This window comes from Sporosarcina luteola (genome assembly GCF_023715535.1).
GTDB lineage: Bacteria > Bacillota > Bacilli > Bacillales_A > Planococcaceae > Sporosarcina > Sporosarcina luteola_B.
Map to the genome: position 1 here is coordinate 1 of NZ_JAMBOI010000001.1, position 21,239 is coordinate 21,239.

General features: G+C 47.9%; 17 protein-coding genes. 5 read left to right on the forward strand and 12 right to left on the reverse strand.

The genetic code is table 11. From position 1 onward, the window contains the following. Nucleotides 1-153: 153 nt before the first annotated feature. The gene (locus M3191_RS00005; protein ID WP_251697407.1) at nucleotides 154-363 is read left to right on the forward strand and encodes a hypothetical protein; all 210 of its coding nucleotides are present in this window, start codon (nucleotides 154-156) and stop codon (nucleotides 361-363) included. Nucleotides 364-402: 39 nt separating this feature from the next. Here the strand turns inward: M3191_RS00005 and M3191_RS00010 are convergent, their stop codons facing one another. The 5 genes from M3191_RS00010 to M3191_RS00030 form a co-directional block, all read right to left on the reverse strand. After that, complete coding sequence (locus M3191_RS00010) at nucleotides 403-2,781, reverse strand: bifunctional 2',3'-cyclic-nucleotide 2'-phosphodiesterase/3'-nucleotidase (protein ID WP_251697408.1); 2,379 nt, start codon at nucleotides 2,779-2,781, stop codon at nucleotides 403-405. Between the two features lie 169 nt (nucleotides 2,782-2,950). Continuing rightward, on the reverse strand, nucleotides 2,951-4,327 hold the full coding sequence (locus tag M3191_RS00015; RefSeq protein ID WP_251698042.1) for an ABC transporter substrate-binding protein: 1,377 nt from the start codon (nucleotides 4,325-4,327) through the stop codon (nucleotides 2,951-2,953). Nucleotides 4,328-4,361: 34 nt separating this feature from the next. Further along, a complete protein-coding gene (locus M3191_RS00020; RefSeq protein WP_435368124.1) occupies nucleotides 4,362-5,180 on the reverse strand; it encodes a carbohydrate ABC transporter permease in 819 nt (272 codons plus the stop codon). Further along, nucleotides 5,177-6,061 carry a carbohydrate ABC transporter permease gene (locus tag M3191_RS00025; RefSeq protein ID WP_251698044.1) on the reverse strand — a complete coding sequence of 295 codons (885 nt, stop codon included), beginning with the start codon at nucleotides 6,059-6,061 and terminating at the stop codon, nucleotides 5,177-5,179. Before M3191_RS00025 ends, M3191_RS00020 begins: the two co-directional genes overlap by 4 nt. Nucleotides 6,062-6,075: 14 nt before the next feature. After that, complete coding sequence (locus tag M3191_RS00030; protein ID WP_251697409.1) at nucleotides 6,076-7,209, reverse strand: ABC transporter ATP-binding protein; 1,134 nt, start codon at nucleotides 7,207-7,209, stop codon at nucleotides 6,076-6,078. A gap of 138 nt (nucleotides 7,210-7,347) precedes the next feature. Here M3191_RS00030 and M3191_RS00035 point away from each other — a divergent pair, with 138 nt between their 5' ends. Next, entirely contained in the window at nucleotides 7,348-8,214 is an 867-nt protein-coding gene (locus M3191_RS00035) for a glycerophosphodiester phosphodiesterase family protein (protein ID WP_251697410.1), read from the forward strand. 144 nt (nucleotides 8,215-8,358) lie between these two features. Here the strand turns inward: M3191_RS00035 and M3191_RS00040 are convergent, their stop codons facing one another. From M3191_RS00040 to aceA, 4 genes are all read right to left on the reverse strand, one after another. Further along, nucleotides 8,359-9,525, reverse strand: coding sequence for a pyridoxal-phosphate-dependent aminotransferase family protein (locus M3191_RS00040; protein WP_251697411.1), 1,167 nt, complete (start codon nucleotides 9,523-9,525; stop codon nucleotides 8,359-8,361). A gap of 131 nt (nucleotides 9,526-9,656) precedes the next feature. Continuing rightward, a complete protein-coding gene (locus M3191_RS00045; protein WP_251625604.1) occupies nucleotides 9,657-9,782 on the reverse strand; it encodes a YhfH family protein in 126 nt (41 codons plus the stop codon). Nucleotides 9,783-9,801: 19 nt separating this feature from the next. Further along, the gene (gene aceB, locus M3191_RS00050; RefSeq protein WP_435368127.1) at nucleotides 9,802-11,376 is read right to left on the reverse strand and encodes a malate synthase A; all 1,575 of its coding nucleotides are present in this window, start codon (nucleotides 11,374-11,376) and stop codon (nucleotides 9,802-9,804) included. A 67-nt stretch (nucleotides 11,377-11,443) separates the two neighbouring features. Continuing rightward, complete coding sequence (gene aceA / locus M3191_RS00055) at nucleotides 11,444-12,715, reverse strand: isocitrate lyase (protein ID WP_251697413.1); 1,272 nt, start codon at nucleotides 12,713-12,715, stop codon at nucleotides 11,444-11,446. Between the two features lie 184 nt (nucleotides 12,716-12,899). Here aceA and M3191_RS00060 point away from each other — a divergent pair, with 184 nt between their 5' ends. Both M3191_RS00060 and M3191_RS00065 read left to right on the forward strand, forming a co-directional pair. Further along, nucleotides 12,900-13,361, forward strand: a complete 462-nt coding sequence (locus M3191_RS00060; RefSeq protein ID WP_251697414.1) for a LytTR family DNA-binding domain-containing protein — start codon at nucleotides 12,900-12,902, stop codon at nucleotides 13,359-13,361. Nucleotides 13,362-13,385: 24 nt separating this feature from the next. Further along, the gene (locus tag M3191_RS00065) at nucleotides 13,386-13,580 is read left to right on the forward strand and encodes a hypothetical protein (protein ID WP_251697415.1); all 195 of its coding nucleotides are present in this window, start codon (nucleotides 13,386-13,388) and stop codon (nucleotides 13,578-13,580) included. Between the two features lie 38 nt (nucleotides 13,581-13,618). On the opposite strand, the gene M3191_RS00070 is transcribed toward M3191_RS00065, so the two are convergent. The 3 genes from M3191_RS00070 to M3191_RS00080 form a co-directional block, all read right to left on the reverse strand. After that, nucleotides 13,619-14,764: a polysaccharide pyruvyl transferase family protein gene (locus tag M3191_RS00070; RefSeq protein ID WP_251697416.1), complete on the reverse strand. Its 1,146-nt coding sequence runs from the start codon at nucleotides 14,762-14,764 to the stop codon at nucleotides 13,619-13,621. A gap of 231 nt (nucleotides 14,765-14,995) precedes the next feature. Then, entirely contained in the window at nucleotides 14,996-17,251 is a 2,256-nt protein-coding gene (locus tag M3191_RS00075) for an S-layer homology domain-containing protein (protein ID WP_251697417.1), read from the reverse strand. Between the two features lie 232 nt (nucleotides 17,252-17,483). Continuing rightward, nucleotides 17,484-18,947, reverse strand: a complete 1,464-nt coding sequence (locus tag M3191_RS00080; protein WP_251697418.1) for an O-antigen ligase family protein — start codon at nucleotides 18,945-18,947, stop codon at nucleotides 17,484-17,486. Nucleotides 18,948-19,222: 275 nt separating this feature from the next. Between M3191_RS00080 and M3191_RS00085 the strand changes: the two genes are divergently transcribed. Continuing rightward, nucleotides 19,223-21,217 (forward strand): S-layer homology domain-containing protein, encoded by a 1,995-nt coding sequence (locus tag M3191_RS00085; protein ID WP_251697419.1) that lies wholly within the window; start codon nucleotides 19,223-19,225, stop codon nucleotides 21,215-21,217. Nucleotides 21,218-21,239 lie beyond the last annotated feature (22 nt).

A 21,239-nucleotide genomic window follows, 5' to 3' on the forward strand; every position in this document is an offset into this window, starting at 1 on the left:
CCATATCTAGGTTAAAATTAAGTTGGGCCATTTTCCATTCCTCCAAATGTTTATCGTGGTTGAAAACATTTTATCACAGGGGATGGAAAAGGCCTTTTCCTATTTACACAATTATATGGACTCAATCTTGCTTTGGACGCGCGGGAACTCGCTTTGGACGCGTGGCCACTTACTTTGGACGCGCGACGGCTCGCTTTGGACGCGCAGCGGCTTGCTTTGGACGCGTGGCAACCCACTTTGGACGCGCGGCGACTTGCTTTGGACGGGTGGCCACTTGCTTTGGACGCGCGGCGACTCACTTTGGACGCGCAGCGACCCACTTTGGACGTGCAGCGGCTCACTAAGTATGCAGATACAATATAAAAAGAGCAGGAAAAATCCCCTGCTCTTCTCGCTTTATAATTACTTCAATTGAATTGAAAAGTTGGCAAATCCGTCTTTCGTCGGTGCGACAAATTCGATTCCGCTATCTGCTGGAATCAAGTCTTTCGCTTTTGCCGATGTTTCAAATACGATTTTCACATCTCCATCAACCGGAACGAACTTCCAATTGCCGTCAGTCGATGGATCGATTGTTTCTTCCGCAATCATATAATCCATGATCGCTTCACGATTTTCATATGCATATTCGATTTTATCGGATGCATTGATGACACCTGGGAAGCTTCCGCTGCCACGGTAATTGTTCGTCACGACGATGAATTTCTGTGCGAGATCGATTTCCTTGCCGTCAAACTGTAAATTGACGATACGGTTTGCATCAGCATTGATCGTTTTTCCGGCATAGTCGTATTTCGCTGGTTGAGTGACGTCGATTTCATACGTCACGCCGTCAATCACGTCGAAGTTATACGTACGGAATTCCGGATTGATCAAATTTTGCTGTTCTGTTGAAGCCGGGTCGATTTGATTGAATTGACCCGCTGACATTTCGAGCCATTCCTTCACATCCGCGCCTGTCATGACGAGCGCATTCACTGTATTATCAAAGACATACAAGTCTGCTACGTTCTTGATTGCAACTTCCCCCGAAGGAATGTCAGTATAGTAGTTTGCCCCGTTGCGTCCGCCCGCTTTGAACGGTGCACCCGCGGAAAGGATTGGTAGGCTATCATACTCTGTGCCTTTCAATTGCTCTTCGACATACCATTTCTGTGCGTTTGTAACGATTTGAATGGATGGGTCATCTTTCACTAAAGAAAAATAGCTCGTAATCGCGGATGTCGTTTTGCCGACAGGGCTGCGGACATATTCGATTGTACCTTCATGGGCTTCTTTCACAGCTTTGATGACTTTTTCCGAAGCAGCGTCCGATTTCGAGTCGATTTTACGGACAGCGCCTTTCCCGCTTACTACTTTCCAGCTGTCGCCGTCTTTTTCAAGAACAAGATCCATGACGCCTAAATGGCTTCCGAATTTGCCCGGCATGACGACAGGAGTTCCGTTCACTGTGCCGTTATCGCTGTCGACATTTTTCAAATCGGCAAAATCACCCGGGAATACGGAGTGGTTATGGCCAGTCAGAATCGCATCGACTCCATCAATTTGGGAAATTTGATAAACAACATCATCTTCCCCTTTCGTATGGGTTTCATCTCCCATTCCTGAGTGGGAAAGAACGATGACTACATCAGCGCCCGCCTCTTTTATTTCAGGGACGAATTTTTCGACAGTGTCTGCAGCATCTTCCGCAGTCACTTTCCCTTCAAGATGAGAACGATCCCAACGCATAATGCCCGGAGCGACAACACCGATGACGCCGACTTTAAGCTCATGCTTCGCACCGTTGCCGTCAACAACTTCCTTATCCATGATGACGTATGGCGTGAAGCGGTTCTTACCCGTTTCTGCGTCATAAACGTTCGCATTCAATACCGGAAATGACGCTTCCGACAAGACGAGATCCAAAAAGTCTAGACCGTAATTGAACTCATGGTTCCCTAATGTGCCTGCATCATAATCTAGCGCTTGCAAAGCTGCCAACGCCGGGTGAAGCTCCCCTTTTTCCAATGGATCAACAGACACTTTATATCCGCCAAGCGGCGTTCCTTGAATCAAATCCCCATTATCGAATAATAGGTTATTCGGATTTTCAGCGCGTGCAGCGTCGATAAGAAGAGCTGTTTTCGCCAATCCGAACTCATTTGTCGGCTTGTCCTGGTAATAATCATAGTTCACAAAGTTCGTATGCAAATCGCTCGTGCCGAGAATACGCAATGCGACAGCATCTTTATTCGTTTCTTCCCCTTCAGGTGCGGCATTATACACCGCGAGCAATCGTTCGATGATCTTCTTCACTTGTCCTTTTGTCACGACTTGCTGAGGTTTCGCAGTGCCGTTCTCATATCCTCTGAATAAATCAAGTCCGACGCTTTTCGCCAGTTCTTCAGGTTCATCCGTTTTGAAGTCCGCCTTATCTTTGAAGCGGTCCAATAACGTGACCGGATAAGATTCTTCCGATTTCACTGCACGTGATGCGATTAAAAACGCGTGCTCGCGTGTCAGCTTCTCGTTCGGTCTGAGTTCGGTCGAAGTGGAACCTTTTATGAGTCCATTTTGTTTTGCCGCTTCAACGATAGGAGCCAACGTTGAGTCGACGTCCGTAAATTCATTTGTGCTTCCATCTCCTAATTCGAGATCGAGCGCTTCCACGACAGCCGAAATGAATTCACCGCGTGTCACATCTTGACTCCCTGCCGCCTTCGCGACAGACATTGAAAAACCGCCGAATGTCAGTGCCAATACAGCAATCCACATTCCAGCCTTCCGAATGAAAGACATAATTCCATCTCCCCTGCTTATTTATTATTTCAAGTGCAATTTTGCACATAAAACCAATTTTGGAAATCTACTAATCTTTATACTAACATAGTTGGCTAATAGCTCTATCCGTTATCTCATGCACAAAAGCCGGCCGGCAATCGATAGTTGATTGCCGGACAGCCTCTACTCATTTTTTCGTCTTGTTTGCGATTTCCATCGCACGGTTCGTTCCTTCAGCAGCCTTATCAAGGACTTCCTGCGGACCTTTTCCTTGGTAGAGCTCTTCCAAGGCTGTTACGATCTGCTGTCTAGATTCAGGGAAGACGGAAATGAGCGCGCCTTGTGTAGCAAGCCCTGGAACCGTATCTTGAAGCTGATCCACCGTCACTTTGAATTGCGGGAATTCAGCCCACTTGTCTTTTACGTTCTGCTCTTCATACGCAGCAGGGTTGATGGCGAAATATCCTGTGTCAAGATGCCATTTCGCTTGGACTTCAGGCGTCGTCATGTACTTCATGAACTCCCATGCCGCTTCCTGATCCTCTTCTGCAATCCCTTTGGACATCCATAACGAAGCGCCGCCGATGACTACGCCGTTCCGCTTTACTTCATCCGCATGCGGAATATAAGCGACACCGACGTCAAATGGAGCGTTCTTGATTGCGCCCGCTACACCCGCAGACGAGTCCATATACATAGCAACTTTACCCGTAGCAAATGCGGAGCGGATATCATCCCAGTTCGTTCCGAAGTTTCCGAAAGTACCTGCTTTGTTCATCGTATCGAGGAAACGGAATACGTTCAGCCCTTCAGGACCATTGAATAAAGCCTCAGTTGCATCTCCCGATCTTCCGTTGTCTTCATTTACATACAAGCCGCCCTGCGTCGCAACGAGCTGCTCGAAGAACCAACCGTATGTCAGCATGGAAAACCCATACATCTCATCCGTTTTCAGCTTCGCAGCCGCGTCGATCACTTCCGCGAACGTTTCAGGAGCTTTATCAGGATCAAGCCCCGCCGCTTTGAACGCGTCTTTGTTGTAGATCATGACAGGCGTAGATGAGTTGAACGGCATTGAATAAAGTTCACCGTCGACGCGGTAGTAGTTCAAAATATTCCCCTCAAGCTGGGAAAGATCATAATTGTCTTCGTCGATGAATTTCTGCATCGGCTCGATATAGCCGCTGTCGATCATATATTTTGTTCCGACTTCAAACACTTGCGTTATGGCAGGAGCATCCTTCGTTCCACCGACGCCGCGGAGCTTCGTCAACGACTCTTCATAGGACCCTTGGAATTCCGCCTTCACTTCGTATTTGTCCTGGGATTCATTGAACCCTTTGACGATGGCGTCGATCGACTCCTGTCCTGTGCCAGACATCGCATGCCAGAACTCGATGGATACTTTTTCGCCAGTCGCGGCGCCATCGGTTTTCGTCCCTTCCGTTTCTGAAGATGTGTCATTCGTTTTTGGTTCATCCTTATCCTTGCTGTCGCTGTTCGTACAAGCCGTCAAAATTGCAACAGCCAAAATCAACATCCAAAACAAAGACGATTTGATCATTTTCTTCAATTAACAAGCACCCCTTTTTAATCGATTATTTCAATGCGCCTTGTGATAATCCTTTTTGCAGCTGCTTCTGTCCGATGAACAGCAAAAGCAGCGTCGGTATGATGACTACGATGACTCCTGCCATGACCACCCCCCATTCGGTTGCGATTTCTTGGGACTGCAGCTGCTTCAGGCCAATCTGTACGGTCCGCACGGATTTATTTGTCGTAATGAGCAGCGGCCATAAATACATATTCCAAGTCGTCAGGAAGCCATAGGCGCCCAATGTGACGAGGCTTGTTTTCGAAACTGGCAGGACGACCCGCCAGAAAAAGCGGAACCGGCTTAAGCCTGCAATTTGTGAGGCTTCGTGCAGCTCCTTCGGAATTGTGAGGAAATGCTGGCGAAGCAGGAATGTGCCGAATGCGAGCGCGAAAAAAGGCAACGTGAGCCCCTGGTACGTGTTGAACCAGTCAAGCTTGCGGATTGTGAACACGTTCGGAATCATCGTAGCTTCCCAAGGAATCATCATTGTTGAAATGAACAGGAAGAAGATGAAATCCCTTCCTTTGAATTTTAAAAAGACGAATGCATAGGCAGCAAGACTGCAGACGACGAGCTGGCCAAGCATGACGCTCACCGAAACGATGAAGCTGTTCAATAAGTAGTTCAGCAAAGGCAATCGGCTGAACACTTTGCTGTAGTTTTCAAAACTGAGCGACTCCGGAAAAAATTTACCTTGGATGATCTCCGGCCCCGTCATGAATGAAATCATGAATGCGTACAATACCGGAAAGAAGACGAATGCTGATGTGACAATCAAAAGGAAATAAATCCATATCTTTTGAGGGAGCCCCATTTTCATTGGTAATGCACCTTCCTTTCACCCAATTTGAATTGGAGGATGGTGACAATCAAGATGATGAGGAATAAAATGACGGCTTGTGCACTTGCGGTTCCGAACTGATAGTTGATGAACGCCTCCCGGTAGATCGAGTAGACAATCAAGTTCGTCGACTGCGAAGGTCCGCCTTTCGTCAAAATATCGATCTGGCCGAACGTCTGGAACGCATTGATGAGGGAAATCGTGATGATGAAGAACAGCGTAGGCGACAGCATCGGCAAGGTGATGCGCCTCAATCGATAGAAATAGCCTGCACCATCGATTCTCGAACTCTCGTAAAGATGTTCGTCGATGTTTTGCAAACCACCTAGCAGAATTAGGAATGAAAAACCAATATTCATCCAGATCGTGGAAATTGATACGGATAACAATGCCCATTCAGGATCGAGCAGCCACTGGATCTGCGGAAGACTCAAGACGCCCAGCAACCGGTTGAACATCCCGATGCTTGGGTTGAACATGAATAGCCAGATGACGGATGATGCCGCCACCGAGATGCCCATCGTAGACGAATACATCGTCCGGAAGAAGCCGATGCCCTTCAATTTTTCATTTGCAAGCAGCGCGAAAAACAGCGCAAGAACGATTGTAATTGGAACTGTATACAAGACAAAAAGCCCCGTCGCTTTCATGCTGTTTTGGAATTCAGATGAGCCGAGCAAGTACACGAAGTTTTCAAATCCAACCATTATGGCGGCATTTCCCGTCTGATCCGTTAGGAAAAAGCTCAAATAGATCGTCCGGAACATTGGATAGAATACGAAAACGGAAAACAGAATAATAGAGGGTAATAAATAAAGGGCAGCTGTCCGGCCGTCCACGGTTTTCCGCCACATCGTCATCGTTGAAGGACGGGTCATGGTGACACCTCTTGCTGCTTGACGTAATTGCCATAGTCGATCGTCTTTTTAATGAGTTCTCCGCTCTGTTCGTCAAAGATGGACAAAGATTCGAATTCCATTCGGACAGGTATCCGGTCGCCGATGTCGATATGCCATTGACCGCTCCATTTCGCCATCCATTCCTCCTCACCCATTTTGAATGAAAAGACGGTTTCATTCCCGAGGATTTCCACATTCGTCACTTCCACGTGGAAAACGTCTTCCGCTACCGTTTCCGGTGCTATCGGATGAAGGCTTTCCGGCCGGACCCCGACAGTCATGGATTGCCTTGGGAGTTTTCCGATGTCATCAACTGGTACGGACAACCGCAGCGCATTACCGATGACCAGTTCAGAAGCCGATAAATCGAATTCAGCTTTTGCCAGGTTCATCGGCGGTGCTCCAATGAACGTCGCGACGAACGGATTTGCAGGATAATTGTAAATATCGATTGGCTTTCCGATTTGCTGGATCTTTCCTTCATGGAGGATCATTATTCGGTCGCCCATCGTCATCGCTTCCACTTGGTCATGGGTGACGTAGATCATCGTAATGCCAAGGCTCCTTTGAATCCTTCTGATTTCCGAGCGCATATGGGCCCGCAGTTTGGCGTCCAGATTGGATAAAGGCTCATCCATCAGGCAGATCGGCGTCTCACTGACAATTGCTCTTGCAAGGGCGACGCGCTGCCGCTGCCCGCCGGAAAGTTCACGCGGCTTGCGCTCGAGATAGTCCGTCAAGCCGAGCATTTCCGCCACTTCGACCGCCTTTCTCCGCTGCTCCTCCTTCTTCATCTTTTTCACATCGAGGCCGAACGTTATATTTTGCTGAACCGACAAATGCGGATATAGTGCATAATTTTGAAAGACCATTGAAAGATCACGTTTATTAGGAGACAGGTTATTCGCGACCTTCTCCCCGATTTTCAATGTCCCGCCGGTGATTTCCTCTAGACCTGCAATCATCCGGAGCATCGTGCTTTTTCCGCATCCTGAAGGACCGACAAGGACAAAAAACTCGCCCGGCTCAATTGTAACGTTTATATTGGATATAACGTCCACTTGCTTATCGTATGATTTAGAGACGTCTATCAATTCAACTCTTTTCATTGATCAAATTCCTTTCTGTAAATACCTCTATAGTAATCTGAATAAATGTACTAGTGACACACTTCGATAAAAGGCGTCATGATTCCTTCCTTTTTTCAAAATCTTTACAATTACTTTACGTTCAAGGAGGAAATATCCGTGAAAAAAGGGGTTCTTCTAAGCTTGCTTATCCTTCTATCGGCATGTTCGACGGCATCTATGGCGGCATCTTTGCCTGCCGACAAGTTTCTGATCATCGCGCATCGGGGGGCTTCCGCCTATGCCCCGGAGCATTCCTTGCTTTCCTATGGATTGGCAGTGCAGATGAAGGCGGATTATATCGAATTGGATGTGCATATGACGAAAGACGGAGAACTAGTTTCGATGCATGACCCTTTCGTTCATTTGCCGGATGGCAGAAAACAGATCGCAGAAGTGGATTTCCAGGAGTTAAAAGAAATTCGCCGTGAGTCTGACTACGACGGGAAGCTTTCGGTTTCATTGCCTGAAGGAATCGATCCGCTGCGCATCGTCAGTACGGAGGAGATTTTTTCGTACTTCCAAGATGATGTCAATTACTATATCGAACTGAAGACACCCGCCTCCTACCCGGGAATCGAGGACGCTTTGCTCGGACAGCTAAGGGCATTCGGGCTGCTGCCGTTAGAAGACATGGAACTGCCGAAAGTGATCCTGCAATCATTCGATGCCAGATCTCTAAAGAGCATCCATGAGCAGGAGCCGGCCATTCCGCTTATTCAACTGTATTCGGTGAAAAATGAAACGATGCTAACGAAAAAACGATTGGAAAAAGTCGCGGAGTATGCGTCAGGCATAGGCATCGATAAGTCGGTTGTAACAGAGGAGTTGGTTGAGCTTGCACATGATGAGGATTTGCATGTACATCCGTTCACTGTGAATGAAGAGAAGGAAATCCGTCGCATGATTGAAATCGGCGCAGATGGCATCTTTACAGATGTGCCGGATGTCGCGGTCGAGGTGGTTGAGGAGATGCGGGGTGAGTAAGGGTTTTCCAGCTGAATGGGAGTGGCCAAAGTCCCGGAATGAGCATAACTGTGGTATAGTCGCGCATAACTAGCGCAAACTCGCGCATAGCTTTTCCAGGCTAGAAAAAACCTCCCTATTCGATAGAATAGGGAGGTTCTGTCTTCAAACGAGTGATTTTACTTCTTCCTTGAATCGGTTTACGGCTAGCTCGATCGGCGCTTCGTGACCGGCTTCCTTCAATGCTTCACCGATCTTTTCGATTGCAGAAATAAGCATCTGTTCCGTCGTGTTGCCCATATGGCCGAGGCGGAATGCTTTGCCGCCAAGATGTGCCAACGCGCCGGCGACGATAAGTCCTTCTTTCGCCAATGCGGACCTGAATTCAGCGTCATCCAAGCCTTCCGGATACTGGAAGCAGCTCAATGTCGATGCCGCAACCGCTTCGTCTGCCAACGGCTTCATGCCGTATTCCCGGAGTGCAGCGCGGACGCCTCGTCCAAATGCCGTATGCCTCGCATATCGTTTTTCCAAGCCTTCCTCCAGAACAAGTCTCATGCCTTCATCATATGCATAAATCAAGTTAACCGGAGGCGTTGCGAAGTATTTCGACGGATCATGCATGATTGGAATCCAGTTTTCAATATCGCAATAGTACGCCGGAATATGTCCGAGCTGCTTGCGTGCATCCAATGCGGTTTGATTGAACGCGACAATCGCAAGTCCCGGTGGAACGCCGATCGCCTTTTGGGAGCCCGTAAGCACAACGTCGATCTTATAGCCTGCGCCGCCATACTCCTTGCTCATATCCTCTTCCATCGCGGCAGTTGCGCAAACTCCGTCCAATATGACGAGTGCGCCGTGTTTTTTCACGATCGGAACGAGCGCTTCCAAGTCGGCAGCCACACCTGTGGACGTATCAGCGTGTGTGATCGTCACCGCCTTGTATGTATGCTCCGATAATTTGCGCTCCACTTCTTCCGGTGCAACCTGCTGTCCCCATTCGGCTTGAAGGACATCAATCTCGATTCCGAACGCCTTCCCAAGTTGAATGAAACGGTCACCGAAATATCCGTGGCTGATGACCAATAGACGTTCTCCGGCACCGACCGTATTGACAAGAGCCATTTCCATGCCGATCGTACCCGACCCGGCGATGACAAATACCTCTCCATCTGTTTTGAACATCTCGCGCGTCCTCTCGATCGAACGCTTGTAAATCTCGACAAAGCGCGGATCTGTATGCCCTCTTGTCTCACTTGCCATTGCATCGTAAATCGAATCGACGACAGGCGTCGGTCCAGGAATCAATAACATCTCTTCATTTCGCAAAACGACATCCCCTTTACGTTAGATTTCCTCTTCTATTATACCCCATTCTCCGTGAGAGGTATGAAACCCTCTTTATTCTAATGAAAAATAGAGAAAACCCGTTCCCCATTTGAGGAGACGGGCCAATTTCTTCAATCCTTATGCTTGCCGATGCAGCGTTCGCATTCATAGAGCAGGGATTCAACTTTCTCAACGATTTCACAACCGCATTCCCGGCAGATCTTTTTCGACTTTTGCATTTCATTCGTCTTTTGCATAATGAACCTCCTCCTTTTCCTATGATAGTTTTCTATATCCCGGCAATGTCAGGAATTCCTCAAACTCATCTCGAAGCGTCAACTCGACGAACAGCTCAGCCGCCTCTTTGAATTTGCCGAAACGGTATTCCCGTTCGCCGAAGGTTTTCTTTAATTTCTTCATCTCCTCGGCAAATACATTCATGAATAAATCAACATCGATTTTCCTGCCATCCTCCAACTTGCCTTCCGGATGGCGGATCCATTGCCATACTTGAGAGCGGGAGATTTCCGCGGTAGCCGCATCTTCCATCAGGTGATTAATCGGCGCTGCTCCATTCCCTTTCAACCACGAAGCGATGTACTGGACACCGACGCTGCAATTCATCCGAAGCCCTTCCTCCGTAATCGTCCCGGTCGGCACTTCCAGCAACTCAGCCGCCGTCACTTGCACATCTTCCCGTTTCCTGTGAACTTGATTAGGCGTTTCCATATGTGCATCAAATTCAGCCATCGCGACCGCGACTAGGCCTGGATGAGCGACCCACGTTCCATCATGCCCATCCGTCACTTCCCGGCGTTTATCCTCGGCGACCTTCCTGAATGCTTCCTCATTCGCTTCCGGATTGTTGCGGATCGGAATCTGAGCCGCCATCCCGCCCATCGCAAACGCGTTCCGCTTGTGGCATGTCTGGATGCATAGCTGTGTATAGGCTCTCATGAAAGGCGATGTCATCGTCACTTGCCCTCGGTCCGGCAAGATGACATCCGGTTGACTGCGGAGGCGTTTGATAAAGCTGAATATATAATCCCAGCGGCCGCAGTTCAGCCCCGCAATATGGTCTCGCAGTTCATAGAGAATTTCATCCATCTCGAATGCAGCGGGAATCGTTTCAATCAACACCGTCGCACGGATCGTACCAGTCGGAATGCCCAGTTTCTCCTGCGCGAAGACGAATACTTCATTCCACAATCTTGCTTCCAAATGGCTTTCGAGCTTCGGCAAGTAGAAATACGGACCCGTTCCCCGTTCCAATAATTCCATTGCATTATGGAAGAAATAAAGCCCGAAATCGAAGAAGCCTCCTGCCATCGGTTCGCCGTCAATTAGGATATGCTTTTCATCCAAATGAAGACCTCTTGCCCTCACCATTAAAACGGCTGTCTCTTCATTCAAAGAGTACTTCTTTCCATTGGAAGCCTGCTCGAACGAAATTGTCCTTCTTATGGCATCTTTGAGATTCAGCTGACCGTCTATCATATTCGACCACGTCGGCGAAGTCGCATCTTCAAAATCAGCCATGAACGCTTTCGCTCTGGAATTAAGTGCGTTGATAATCATTTTCCGATCGACGGGGCCGGTGATTTCAACACGCCGATCCTGCAAATCGGGAGGAATCGGCGCCACCGTCCAATCTCCTTCCCGAATATGCTTCGTTTCTTCAAGAAAGCCCGGCTTTTCGCCAGCGTCAAACCGGCGTTGCCTCGTCTCCCTTGCCGCCAGCAATTCCTTTCGCCGGCCATTGAATGTTTCGTGCAGGCTATAAAGGAATTCGAGCGCTTCCGGCGTCAGGATTTCCTCCGTCCCCGCCGTCATTTCACCGATTACATCCATATTGAAACGCGTCTGTTGAGTTGTCAGTTGAATCATCCTTTCATTTATTCGTGGAATCGTTAGGTAATTAAACGAATTGCGCCTCTTCCGTCGACCCCTTCATGGCCGTTGTTGAGGAAGTGCCTCCTGAAATGACCTGTGCCACTTCGTCGAAATAGCCCGTTCCGACTTCGCGTTGGTGGCGGGTCGCTGTGTACCCTTTCGATTCATTCGCGAATTCCGCTTCCTGCAGCTTCGAATAGGCCGCCATCCCGTCTGTTTTATAGCCATGCGCCAACTCGAACATGCTGTGATTCAATGAATGGAAGCCCGCCAATGTGACGAATTGGAATTTATAGCCCATCTTGCCGAGCTCGCGCTGAAATTTGCCGATTGTTTCGTCATCCAAGTTCGATTTCCAGTTGAATGAAGGCGAACAGTTATAGGCGAGCATTTTGCCCGGGAATTTCTCATGGATGGCGTCCGCAAAGCGTTTCGCTTCTTCAAGATCCGGCGTCGATGTTTCACACCAGATAAGATCGGCGTATGGCGCGTAAGCGAGCCCGCGGGCAATCGCCTGCTCGATGCCGGTTTTCGTCCGGTAAAATCCTTCCGGCGTGCGTTCTCCGGTAATGAATGCATGGTCGCGTGGGTCGACGTCGCTCGTGATCAAATCCGCCGCATCGGCATCCGTCCTCGCGATGATGATTGTCGGGACACCGGATACGTCAGCAGCCAGCCTTGCCGAAATCAAATTCCGGACTGCATTCTGCGTCGGAAGAAGCACTTTCCCGCCAAGATGGCCGCATTTTTTTTCCGAGGCGAGCTGATCTTCGAAATGGACGCCCGCCGCACCTGCTTCAATCATCGCTTTCATCAATTCGAATACATTCAACGGACCGCCGAATCCAGCTTCCGCGTCGGCAACAATCGGAGCAAACCAATCGAATCCATCAAGCCTGCCTTCCGCGCAGTCAATCTGATCCGCACGCTGCAACGCCTGATTGATACGTTTGACGACATTCGGCACGCTGTTCACTGGGTATAGGCTTTGATCCGGGTACATCTGCCCCGCCATATTCGCATCCGCCGCCACTTGCCAACCGCTTAGGTAAATTGCCCGGAGTCCCGCCTTCACTTGCTGGACGGCCTGATTGCCTGTCAAAGCGCCGAGCGCAGCGATGAAATCCTCTTCATGAAGCGATTTCCAGAGCCGCTCCGCCCCTCTCTTCGCCAATGTATGCTCAATTTGAACAGATCCCTGTAATTTAATGACGTCCTCTGCACTGTATCCACGCTCAATCCCTGCCCACCGTTCATCCTGCCAGCTTCTCTCCAACTGCTCGACTTGTTCCTTCATTTCATTCCTCACCTTTCATTTGATAGAGTAATTGATACTTTCCTACTGTTCCACAACAGTATTAGTTGTTATACATTACTATATAACAGAATAATTAAACTGTCTGTGCATTCCGACAAAACGATAGTTTCATAGGATGAATGGGGAAATAGCTCGATGAAATCGAAAAGGGGAAGATGAATCAATGGAGAAAAAGAGGTCGCGCGAAGAATTCTTTCAGCAATTTGCCAATCTAGATTGGATTCCCGTCAAAATAAACGGCGAGCCTGCTGCACTCGTCGTCAACCTTCCGCATGATTATGAATTGGTTAAAGCAAGTCCGCTTCGGTTGCTCACCGGAAAGCTCGGGGATGAATGGTACCCGGTACCGATTGAACAGATCACTCATATCGAAAGCTTTCAGAAGAAGACGTTCTTCTATACAGAGGACGGGCAATTCAGCGTTTCATGCACTTTGAAGGAGCTGGATAAGCGACTTCCTGAGGTGTTTTTGCGTATTCACCGCTCATACATCGTGAATACGGCTAAAATTTCGAGGATCTCCCGCGATTTCTCATCGAACCTTGTCGTAACATTAGTGGATGGCACTGAACTGCCAGTGAGCCAGTCGTATGTGAATGATGTGAAATGTGTGCTGGGGTTTTGATGAGAGGGAGTTTTGGAGGGGCACTTGGACGCGATAGGCACCGCTTTGGACGCGCAACCGTTCACTTTGGACGCGGGAGGCACCGCTTTGGACGCGCAACCGTTCACTTTGGACGCGGGAGGCGCCGCTTTGGACGCGCAACCATTCACTTTGGACGCGGGAGGCGCCGCTTTGGACGCGCAACCGTTCACTTTGGACGCGATCCAAAAAAAGCTCTAAAAAAACCGCCGGATGAGAACTCATCCGGCGGCACTACATCATTTATTCAATGCATTCGTAAATTGTACCGTTCCATTCATCGCTTCGTCGTACAGCTTCCTAGAAAGCTGCTCCGTTTGCTGCAAAGTCCCTTGCCAGTCGGCACTCATTTCATTAAACGCCCCAAGGAAATACTCGTCATTTTCATGGAGCTCGTCGATCGGGAATGAAAAGCGGTCCAGCCCTGCCAAGCTCATGAAGTCTTTCACTTTATGGTGATATGAAATCGCCATGATCGGCGTTTCTGTGCACGTCGCCAAAATCAAGGAGTGCAAACGGGTTCCGATGACGATATCTTGTTGCTCCGTCACATCCAAAATCTTGGACGGCAACAGGTTTTCATCGATGATCGTCGTTTTTGCTTTCTCCGCCATCAAGTCTTGAATATCCTTCGTTACATTTGCGTCCTGCGGAAATTTCGTCGCAAAGAACGTGATGTCGACATTGTGCTCTGCAGCGAGCTTGTCCAGATTTTTCGCCATGCCCACTATATACTTCTGATATTTATCAGGATTTCCTTCCGGCCAGTAATCTGCGTTGTAATAAGGGACTGCGGTCACACCGATTTTTGTCGGCTTATCGGATTTCGCAGCGACACCTTCTTCCCGCAATGAAAATGCAGGATCGCCGATGACATCGACTTTTTCGTTAACGCCGATCGATCGCAATAACTCCGCGGATTCCGGGTCCCGAACAGAGACACTTTCAGCATGCTTACACATATAGCGGATGAACCATTTCCCTAGAGATGTATGCAATGGACCAGCTCCGCAGCCATAGATGACATATGGTGTACTCGACTGCTTGGCCATCATCGCATACGATCCGTACAAAGGCGCTTCGCGACGATACAAGTCCATCAGGATGCCGCCGCCGCCGATGATGAGCAGATCGAGCTTTTTCACGACTCTTTTATTTTGACGGAACGTCTCGATGAACGTCTTGACGGCATTCCCTTTTTTATAATACAGCGGATAGCTTTCCACTCCGTAACGCTCGGCTGTCTGCTTCGGATTGTTACTGAAAATGGTCAGCTGAGACGTACTGATATTGAACGTGGACGTCACTTGTTTCACGAGGCTGAGCAGAATCGCTTCGTCCCCGTTATTATCGTTACCGTAATTTCCTACAATTCCTATTCTCATAATCCAACTTCCTTCTACAAATAATGTACCCATTATAACATGCAAAAGCGGAGGGCGCCTGCATAGAGGCGACAGGCATAAGACGAAGATGCGGCGTGGCGGTTTTTGCCACAGAGCAGCTTTGACTTATGCCCCCGAGCCTCTGGCGCCCGCAGCTAGATGATAATGCTTCATTGACAAAGAAAAAAATGCCGCGGACCGGAAATTCGGTCCGACGGCATATCTATCATCTTATCGATTAATGGCGCGGTATAGGAATGCGCTGAATTGGGCGCGGTTCACCGGTTTATTCGGTTCGAAGTTCCCCTTTTCATTCCCAGTCGTAATTTTGTGGTTCGCTAGGGTATGAACTTGTTTGTACGCCCAGTGGCTGGAAGGTACATCCTTGAATTTATTCGCGGATTCCCCTTGCAACTCATAAGCTTTTACGAGAATCGCAGCCATTTGAGCACGTGTCAATTGACCGGCAGGGTCGAATGTGCCGTCCCCTTTCCCTCCGACGTAGTTCGCCGATGCAATCGCATTGATTTCGTTGAAGTAACGATGCGTCGTTGGGACGTCGCTGAATTTCTGGGCTCCTGCGCTAGATGTATCCAAGTTGAATACGCGGCTAAGGATGACAGCTGCATGCTCTCTTGATAACGTCTGGCCCGGATTGAACTTGCCGTCCAGATCCCCTTTAATGTAGCCGAGATCTTTCAGGAAACGGATTTCCGTGTAATATGCGTAATCGGATGATATGTCCGTGAATGCTGGCGTGCCGTCCGACAATTCGATTGGAAGTGTAGCCGTTTTCGTTCCGAGCTTCACGACGACGGACCCTTTACCAGGCACTTTGGACGCCTTGAATGTTCCTGATTGTGTAACGGTCCCGACATTGCCGGAGACGCTCCACGTCAATTGTTCCGGTGAATAAATGATCGGTTTTCCTTGCGCATCGGTAGCTGTCGCTTTGAACGATACAGTCGAACCAGGCTCGATCGCCGATGTGCTAGGTGAAATCGTCAATTTGGCAGGCGCATCGACAATTGTGATCGGGAATGATTGAGTTGCTGCGCCGTATTGAACATTGATTCGATCTTCGCCGGCTGCTGTTGCTGTATATGTTGTTCCTGACACGGATGCTTTTCCGTTAGCGGATGTAATCGACAATTGGGAAGCATCCACCTTCAATGGATTGTAATATGCATCCAAAACGTAGTTTATCGTCAATGGGACGCTTGCGCCGACAAGCATTTCGCCGACTTGTCCACGTGAAACGCTAATATGTGCCGGATCGCTGAGCGGTGCCGTGCTGATCGCCTCAATGATTGCTGAAACTCTCCGCTGGCTAGTATCCGTCGTCCTGTTTGCCAAGACAACCGTATTGCTGCCATGTTTACGGATTCCCATCGTCGTCGAGCCCCCACCGTCAAAGTTAATGGCGCGGTCGTACCCTTGGGATGCCAAATAATTCGCGAACTGGGTCAGCGTCATACCGTTGCTGTATCCGCTTCGGCTATCCACTGTCACAAGGTCGACTTTTTTCTTATCTTTACTGATAGCAATCGCCGTGCGGGCCGTCATCGCTTTTGCACGCCAGTTCGATGTATCCATCGTAATGTACGGTATACCGTCCTTCAGGAGCATTGGTCCGCTCGCCAACATGAACGAGGAATCCATCCACTTTGAATCTATGGACAGATTAAGAGAAACACTTTCGCCTACTTTAATTCCTTTCAATCGTTCCAACGGCTTTTTGCCATGTGCAGAAATGACAAAGCCTGTTTTCGGGATCGTGATTTTTTCCTTTGATCCGTAGTCCCTTACTTGAACGACTTTTCCAGTCAATTGCTGTCCGTAATATGTAGACGTGATTGGCGAGCCGGTATCGACGACGATTTCGATGCCGAATTCATTCGACCCCGTCGCAGAAGAAATATGTTGTGGTGTAAATACGATTGTCTCTTCGGCTTGCCTTTCACGGTTCAACCCTGTCATCTTGTAGTCAGTGCCTTGATGATTAATCGACACGTTGAAATTGAATTCGTCAATTTCAGCGCGGCCGTCATTCATCACGCCGAATGCGATCGGCTTGCTGACATAATATTCTCGTGAACTTGAGATGACGCCCCCGTTGATTATTTCATTGCCTTGCGAGATCAAATACATCGGCATTCCGGATGTCATGTCGAAAAATGAAGCATTCACTGCTCCGACCACACGGTTCCCATCTCGTGTATCCCGATTTGCAAGTGTCGTTGTCGCTTCCCGTTTCGCAATAGGAGACGGCAATCCTATATCCAGTTTCGTGTAAGGGTCATTCAAATCGACACTCACGTGATTGATATGGCTTTTGCCAGAATGTGTGTAATGCGTATACGTCACTCCGGATGAAACCGGATAGCTGTCCAATGTCTGTGTGTTCGCCGAAGCTCCTCCTGGCACTGCCACTAAGAGCGAAACCGCAGCCGCTGTAATTGCGACTTTTTTCCCGAAATTCTTCAATGAATCTACTTTAGTAATGATAAGTCGACACCTTCCTTTCTATGAATCAATGTCAAGCTTACCAAATCATTCGACAAAATACTATAATCCATAAGAAGGAAATAGCCGGAAAGGCATTGCCCTGTCTAGATTTCAGTGTGCATCCATTGGAAAATATTATTTAATTTAGAAAGGGGCATTGGAAAAACGGCATAAAAAAACCATCCAGCGAGGAATGCCGGATGGTGTTTGATCAAAGATCTTTCACTTTGAATTTCGTGTATTGATTTGTCATGGAAGCGAAGACGCCGAACAGGATGAAGTAGAACATCGTGTAGAGCTTCAGTTCCCATATATTATAGTAGAAGCCGGAGAAGCCTGTTGCAAACCAGAGCGCAATCATGAATTTGCCCATCGGTGTCTTCCGTTCCTTCCAGAATAGGTACAGCATGCCGAGCAGGAAGGCAGCGAATAGGATGACTCCGATGACTCCAGTCTCCGTGATGATCTGGATGTATTGGTTATCCGAATAGAAATACTTGCCTCCGTAAATATCAGAGCGGATGCCGTAATGGTCATAAATTGGCGAACCGTATGATAATGTCGCGGAACCGCCGAATGAACCGAATCCTGATCCGGCTATCGGATACTGCTTGAAGATTTCAAATCCTTTATTGATATAGAAGAAACGTCCGCTCTCAGTCATGAGTGCTAGGTTCTGTTGATCGAACGTCTCTCCGAAACGCCCAGCTATACTGCCCGTGTCCACTTCCTCCGGCTCAAATCCGAATTTTGCAACCAACTTAACGCCTAAGTTCACCGGGTAATAAATGAGTATGATCGATGCGACACCCGCGATGACGAGGCGTTTCAGCAAACGCCAATTCCGCGTCGTCAAGATGAAAATCGCTCCTAGGACGAACGCTGATATCCATGTTCCACGTGAATACGTCAAGATGAAAACTCCGAAGAAGAGCACTAAATTGATGTTCAAAAACCATTTATACTTTTCGCCCTTGTAAACATGCTGTAGGAAAAGCAACGACATAATTCCGAACAACAACAGTAGCGCCAGCGAGTTCGGATTGCCAGGCAAACCGTAAATCCGGACAAAATTTGTTGCGCTTAACGTCTTGTATTTCCAAACGTCCGGCAATAACAGCTGTCGCATGGAAAGCTTTTCAATGAGGCCGTGGATGCATGATATCATACTAGTCCACACCGTGACCCACGCAAGTCTCTTCAACCAATCATCAGGTAAAACCATTCTAGAGATGATGTAATAGAGCAAATACATAATGACGAATGTCCGCACTTGGAAAATGACAGCCGCGGGCAGAACGTCTTGGACCAATCCACTGATTGATCCGGCAATAAGTAAAGCGAAAAACGCCCATTCAAACCATTTGAATGAAAACAACGTCTTCCAATTACGTCCGCTTGAAATGACAATCTTGACGAACGCAATGAAAGTGATCAGATCCCCGACGAGCTTCAAGCCCGGGTTCACTTCCACGAGCAATGGACGGATGCTTACATAGATGACGAGAAACAGCAGACTTTGCTGCGGCCTGAAAAATGCAAAGAGAACAAAAAACAATGAAGTCGCGACGAGTGCAATGGACGAAGGAAGGAAAAGCGCGACCACGACGATCGCCAATGCGACTAGAAAATAAACTGTATCTTTTTCCTTCAATTTGTTTGTAAGTGTTGTCATTAACAATAAAACCCTTTCCACGAATGATCTTCAATAAGGTATATGGGCATGACCCTTTGTCATTATAGCATCTTATACGACGTTACGGTTTACTGTTTAGTTGCATTTTCAAAAAAATCGACACAAGCTTGTCGAAAAACCCCGTTTTATCACTTCTTGTAATTCATCTCGACAATATATTTCTTCCAAAACGGAAATTCACACCAAATTACACCTTATTATTTAATAAAAAATCTGATAGTATAATAGAAGATGTACATGAAGGAGGTTTATTGGTGAAAAAAATTATAACTTTTGCCTTAGTTATGCTGATGATGTTTACTCCTCTGTTCCATAATCCGGTGGAAGCGAGCACTATCAAAGGACACCAGATGGAAACAGAGTTGAATTATTGGATTCAGAAAGACGTCATTCGGACAGACAGCAAATTTAATCCGAATAAAGCTGTCACTCGGGGCGAGTTTGCTTCCTATCTCGCCCGCGCCTTGGAATTGCCCACTTCGACAAAATATACGTTTAAAGATTTGAAGGCGAATTCCGGCTTGACGATTGAAATCCAAAATGCTGCTGGCGCTGGATTGCTTTCCGGCTATCCTGACGGCACGTTCAAACCGAATGAAAAGATTACACGCCAACATATGGCGGGAATGATATACAAAGCATTCCGTTATATGGATCTTCCTATTCAAAAGACAAATTTCACGTTCAAAGACACGAATAAGATTTCGGCTAATTTCCGTGACGCAGTCTCGGCAGCAGTCTACCTGGGCATTATCCGCGGAGACCATCAGAAAAACGGAGTTTATTTCAAACCGCAAGATAACGCGACAATCGCGCATGCAGCCGCATTCCTGTTCAGGATGAATGCAGCAGCAGAGCTTTTGAAGCCAACTGAACCGACAAATCCGTCCGACCCTGAAACACCTGATGTAGACCCTGAAATCTACAAGGTCAGTTCTGTTTCAAATGGACAAGTCAACCCGACACCCGCAATATACAAGACCTATGAAGATGCATTGGCAGTCTACAATGCATCTTCATCCATTCAGGTCATCCAAAAAGGAAGCGACATCATTAAGATGAAAGCGGGTCGTGCGTTCGGTGCGAATAACTCGAAGAACTATACATCCTTTTACAGCGATAAGTCATTGCGGAATGAAGTGACGTATATTACTAGAGGCCGTGAAATGAAATACATCGGCAGCGGTGCGGAATATGTAATCGTTGAGTTTGCAGGATCGACATTCTATGCAAAACATAACGAGGTCGACCTCGTCCCGACAGAACTTGTCACCGGCTCCGATTACTATGAAGTGATCAATGGCGTTTTGGTTCACTCAACTTATGATAATTTGAACAAAACAAGAGGCGTCTATAACGTTGGACCTGCAGGACCTGGGATGCCGAACGGCAAGAAATACACGAGTTTTGACGGCGTCCATTTCACGGAGTCCGGAACGAAGAATGTGATCACCTATTACCCATACTTTCAATTCCAATCCGTAAGGCAGCCAACATCCTATACGGCAGCGGAGCTTAATTCCTACATCGATTGGGCACTCCGAGACCGTGAAAGTACAGGACATGCCCGTTACAAAAATGCGTCAGTCAACTCGAAGCTGATTGGATTAGGCGAATATTTGAAGTCCATCGAAGAGACATACCGTGTAAACGCGATGTTCATCCTCGCGACTGCAATCCATGAAAGTGACTATGGCATCAGTCCCAATGCACAAACTAAGAATAATATCTTCGGAATCAGAGTCTTTGATTCTTCCCCTGAAATGGGAGAAGTGTATGCGACTCCTGAAAATAGCGTCAATGCTTTCATCCAACGCTATATCAACTTGAATTATGCAAACCCGCTTGGCGCTCATGCGAACGGCGCGGTACCAGGCAATAAAGCGGTCGGCATCAACGTAAGATACGCATCCGATCCGAACTGGGGAAGTAAAATTGCAAATCATATGTGGATGATGGACAAATTCCTCGGAGGACGCGACTATAAGCAGGTACAATTAGGCAGCATCAATTTTACCGGCAAAGAAGGCGTCAACGTAAGAACGAGCCCTGAAGTTCGTTCTGACAATAAACTATTTACCTACAAACCGAAAGATCCCGGCTTAAACGCGGCATTCGGCTATCCGGTCGTCATTGTCGAAGAAGTTGCTGGAAACGACGGATATGTATGGTATAAAATATTAGCAGACATCAACCCACCGTCCGATTATGGATGGATCCGATCCGACCTTGTGAACAAGATTAAATAAGAAAAATCCCGTACTGAAGAAT

Excerpts from the sequence above, each read along its gene's own strand:
- M3191_RS00010 (WP_251697408.1), bottom strand. The coding sequence starts at position 2,781 with ATGTCTTTCATTCGGAAGGCTGGAATGTGGATTGCTGTATTGGCACTG.
- M3191_RS00015 (WP_251698042.1), bottom strand. The coding sequence starts at position 4,327 with ATGATCAAATCGTCTTTGTTTTGGATGTTGATTTTGGCTGTTGCAATT.
- M3191_RS00020 (WP_435368124.1), bottom strand. The coding sequence starts at position 5,180 with ATGAAAATGGGGCTCCCTCAAAAGATATGGATTTATTTCCTTTTGATT.
- M3191_RS00025 (WP_251698044.1), bottom strand. The coding sequence starts at position 6,061 with ATGACGATGTGGCGGAAAACCGTGGACGGCCGGACAGCTGCCCTTTAT.
- M3191_RS00030 (WP_251697409.1), bottom strand. The coding sequence starts at position 7,209 with ATGAAAAGAGTTGAATTGATAGACGTCTCTAAATCATACGATAAGCAA.
- M3191_RS00045 (WP_251625604.1), bottom strand. The coding sequence starts at position 9,782 with ATGCAAAAGACGAATGAAATGCAAAAGTCGAAAAAGATCTGCCGGGAA.
- aceB (WP_435368127.1), bottom strand. The coding sequence starts at position 11,376 with ATGGATGTAATCGGTGAAATGACGGCGGGGACGGAGGAAATCCTGACG.
- aceA (WP_251697413.1), bottom strand. The coding sequence starts at position 12,715 with ATGAAGGAACAAGTCGAGCAGTTGGAGAGAAGCTGGCAGGATGAACGG.
- M3191_RS00060 (WP_251697414.1), top strand. The coding sequence starts at position 12,900 with ATGGAGAAAAAGAGGTCGCGCGAAGAATTCTTTCAGCAATTTGCCAAT.
- M3191_RS00070 (WP_251697416.1), bottom strand. The coding sequence starts at position 14,764 with ATGAGAATAGGAATTGTAGGAAATTACGGTAACGATAATAACGGGGAC.
- M3191_RS00080 (WP_251697418.1), bottom strand. The coding sequence starts at position 18,947 with ATGACAACACTTACAAACAAATTGAAGGAAAAAGATACAGTTTATTTT.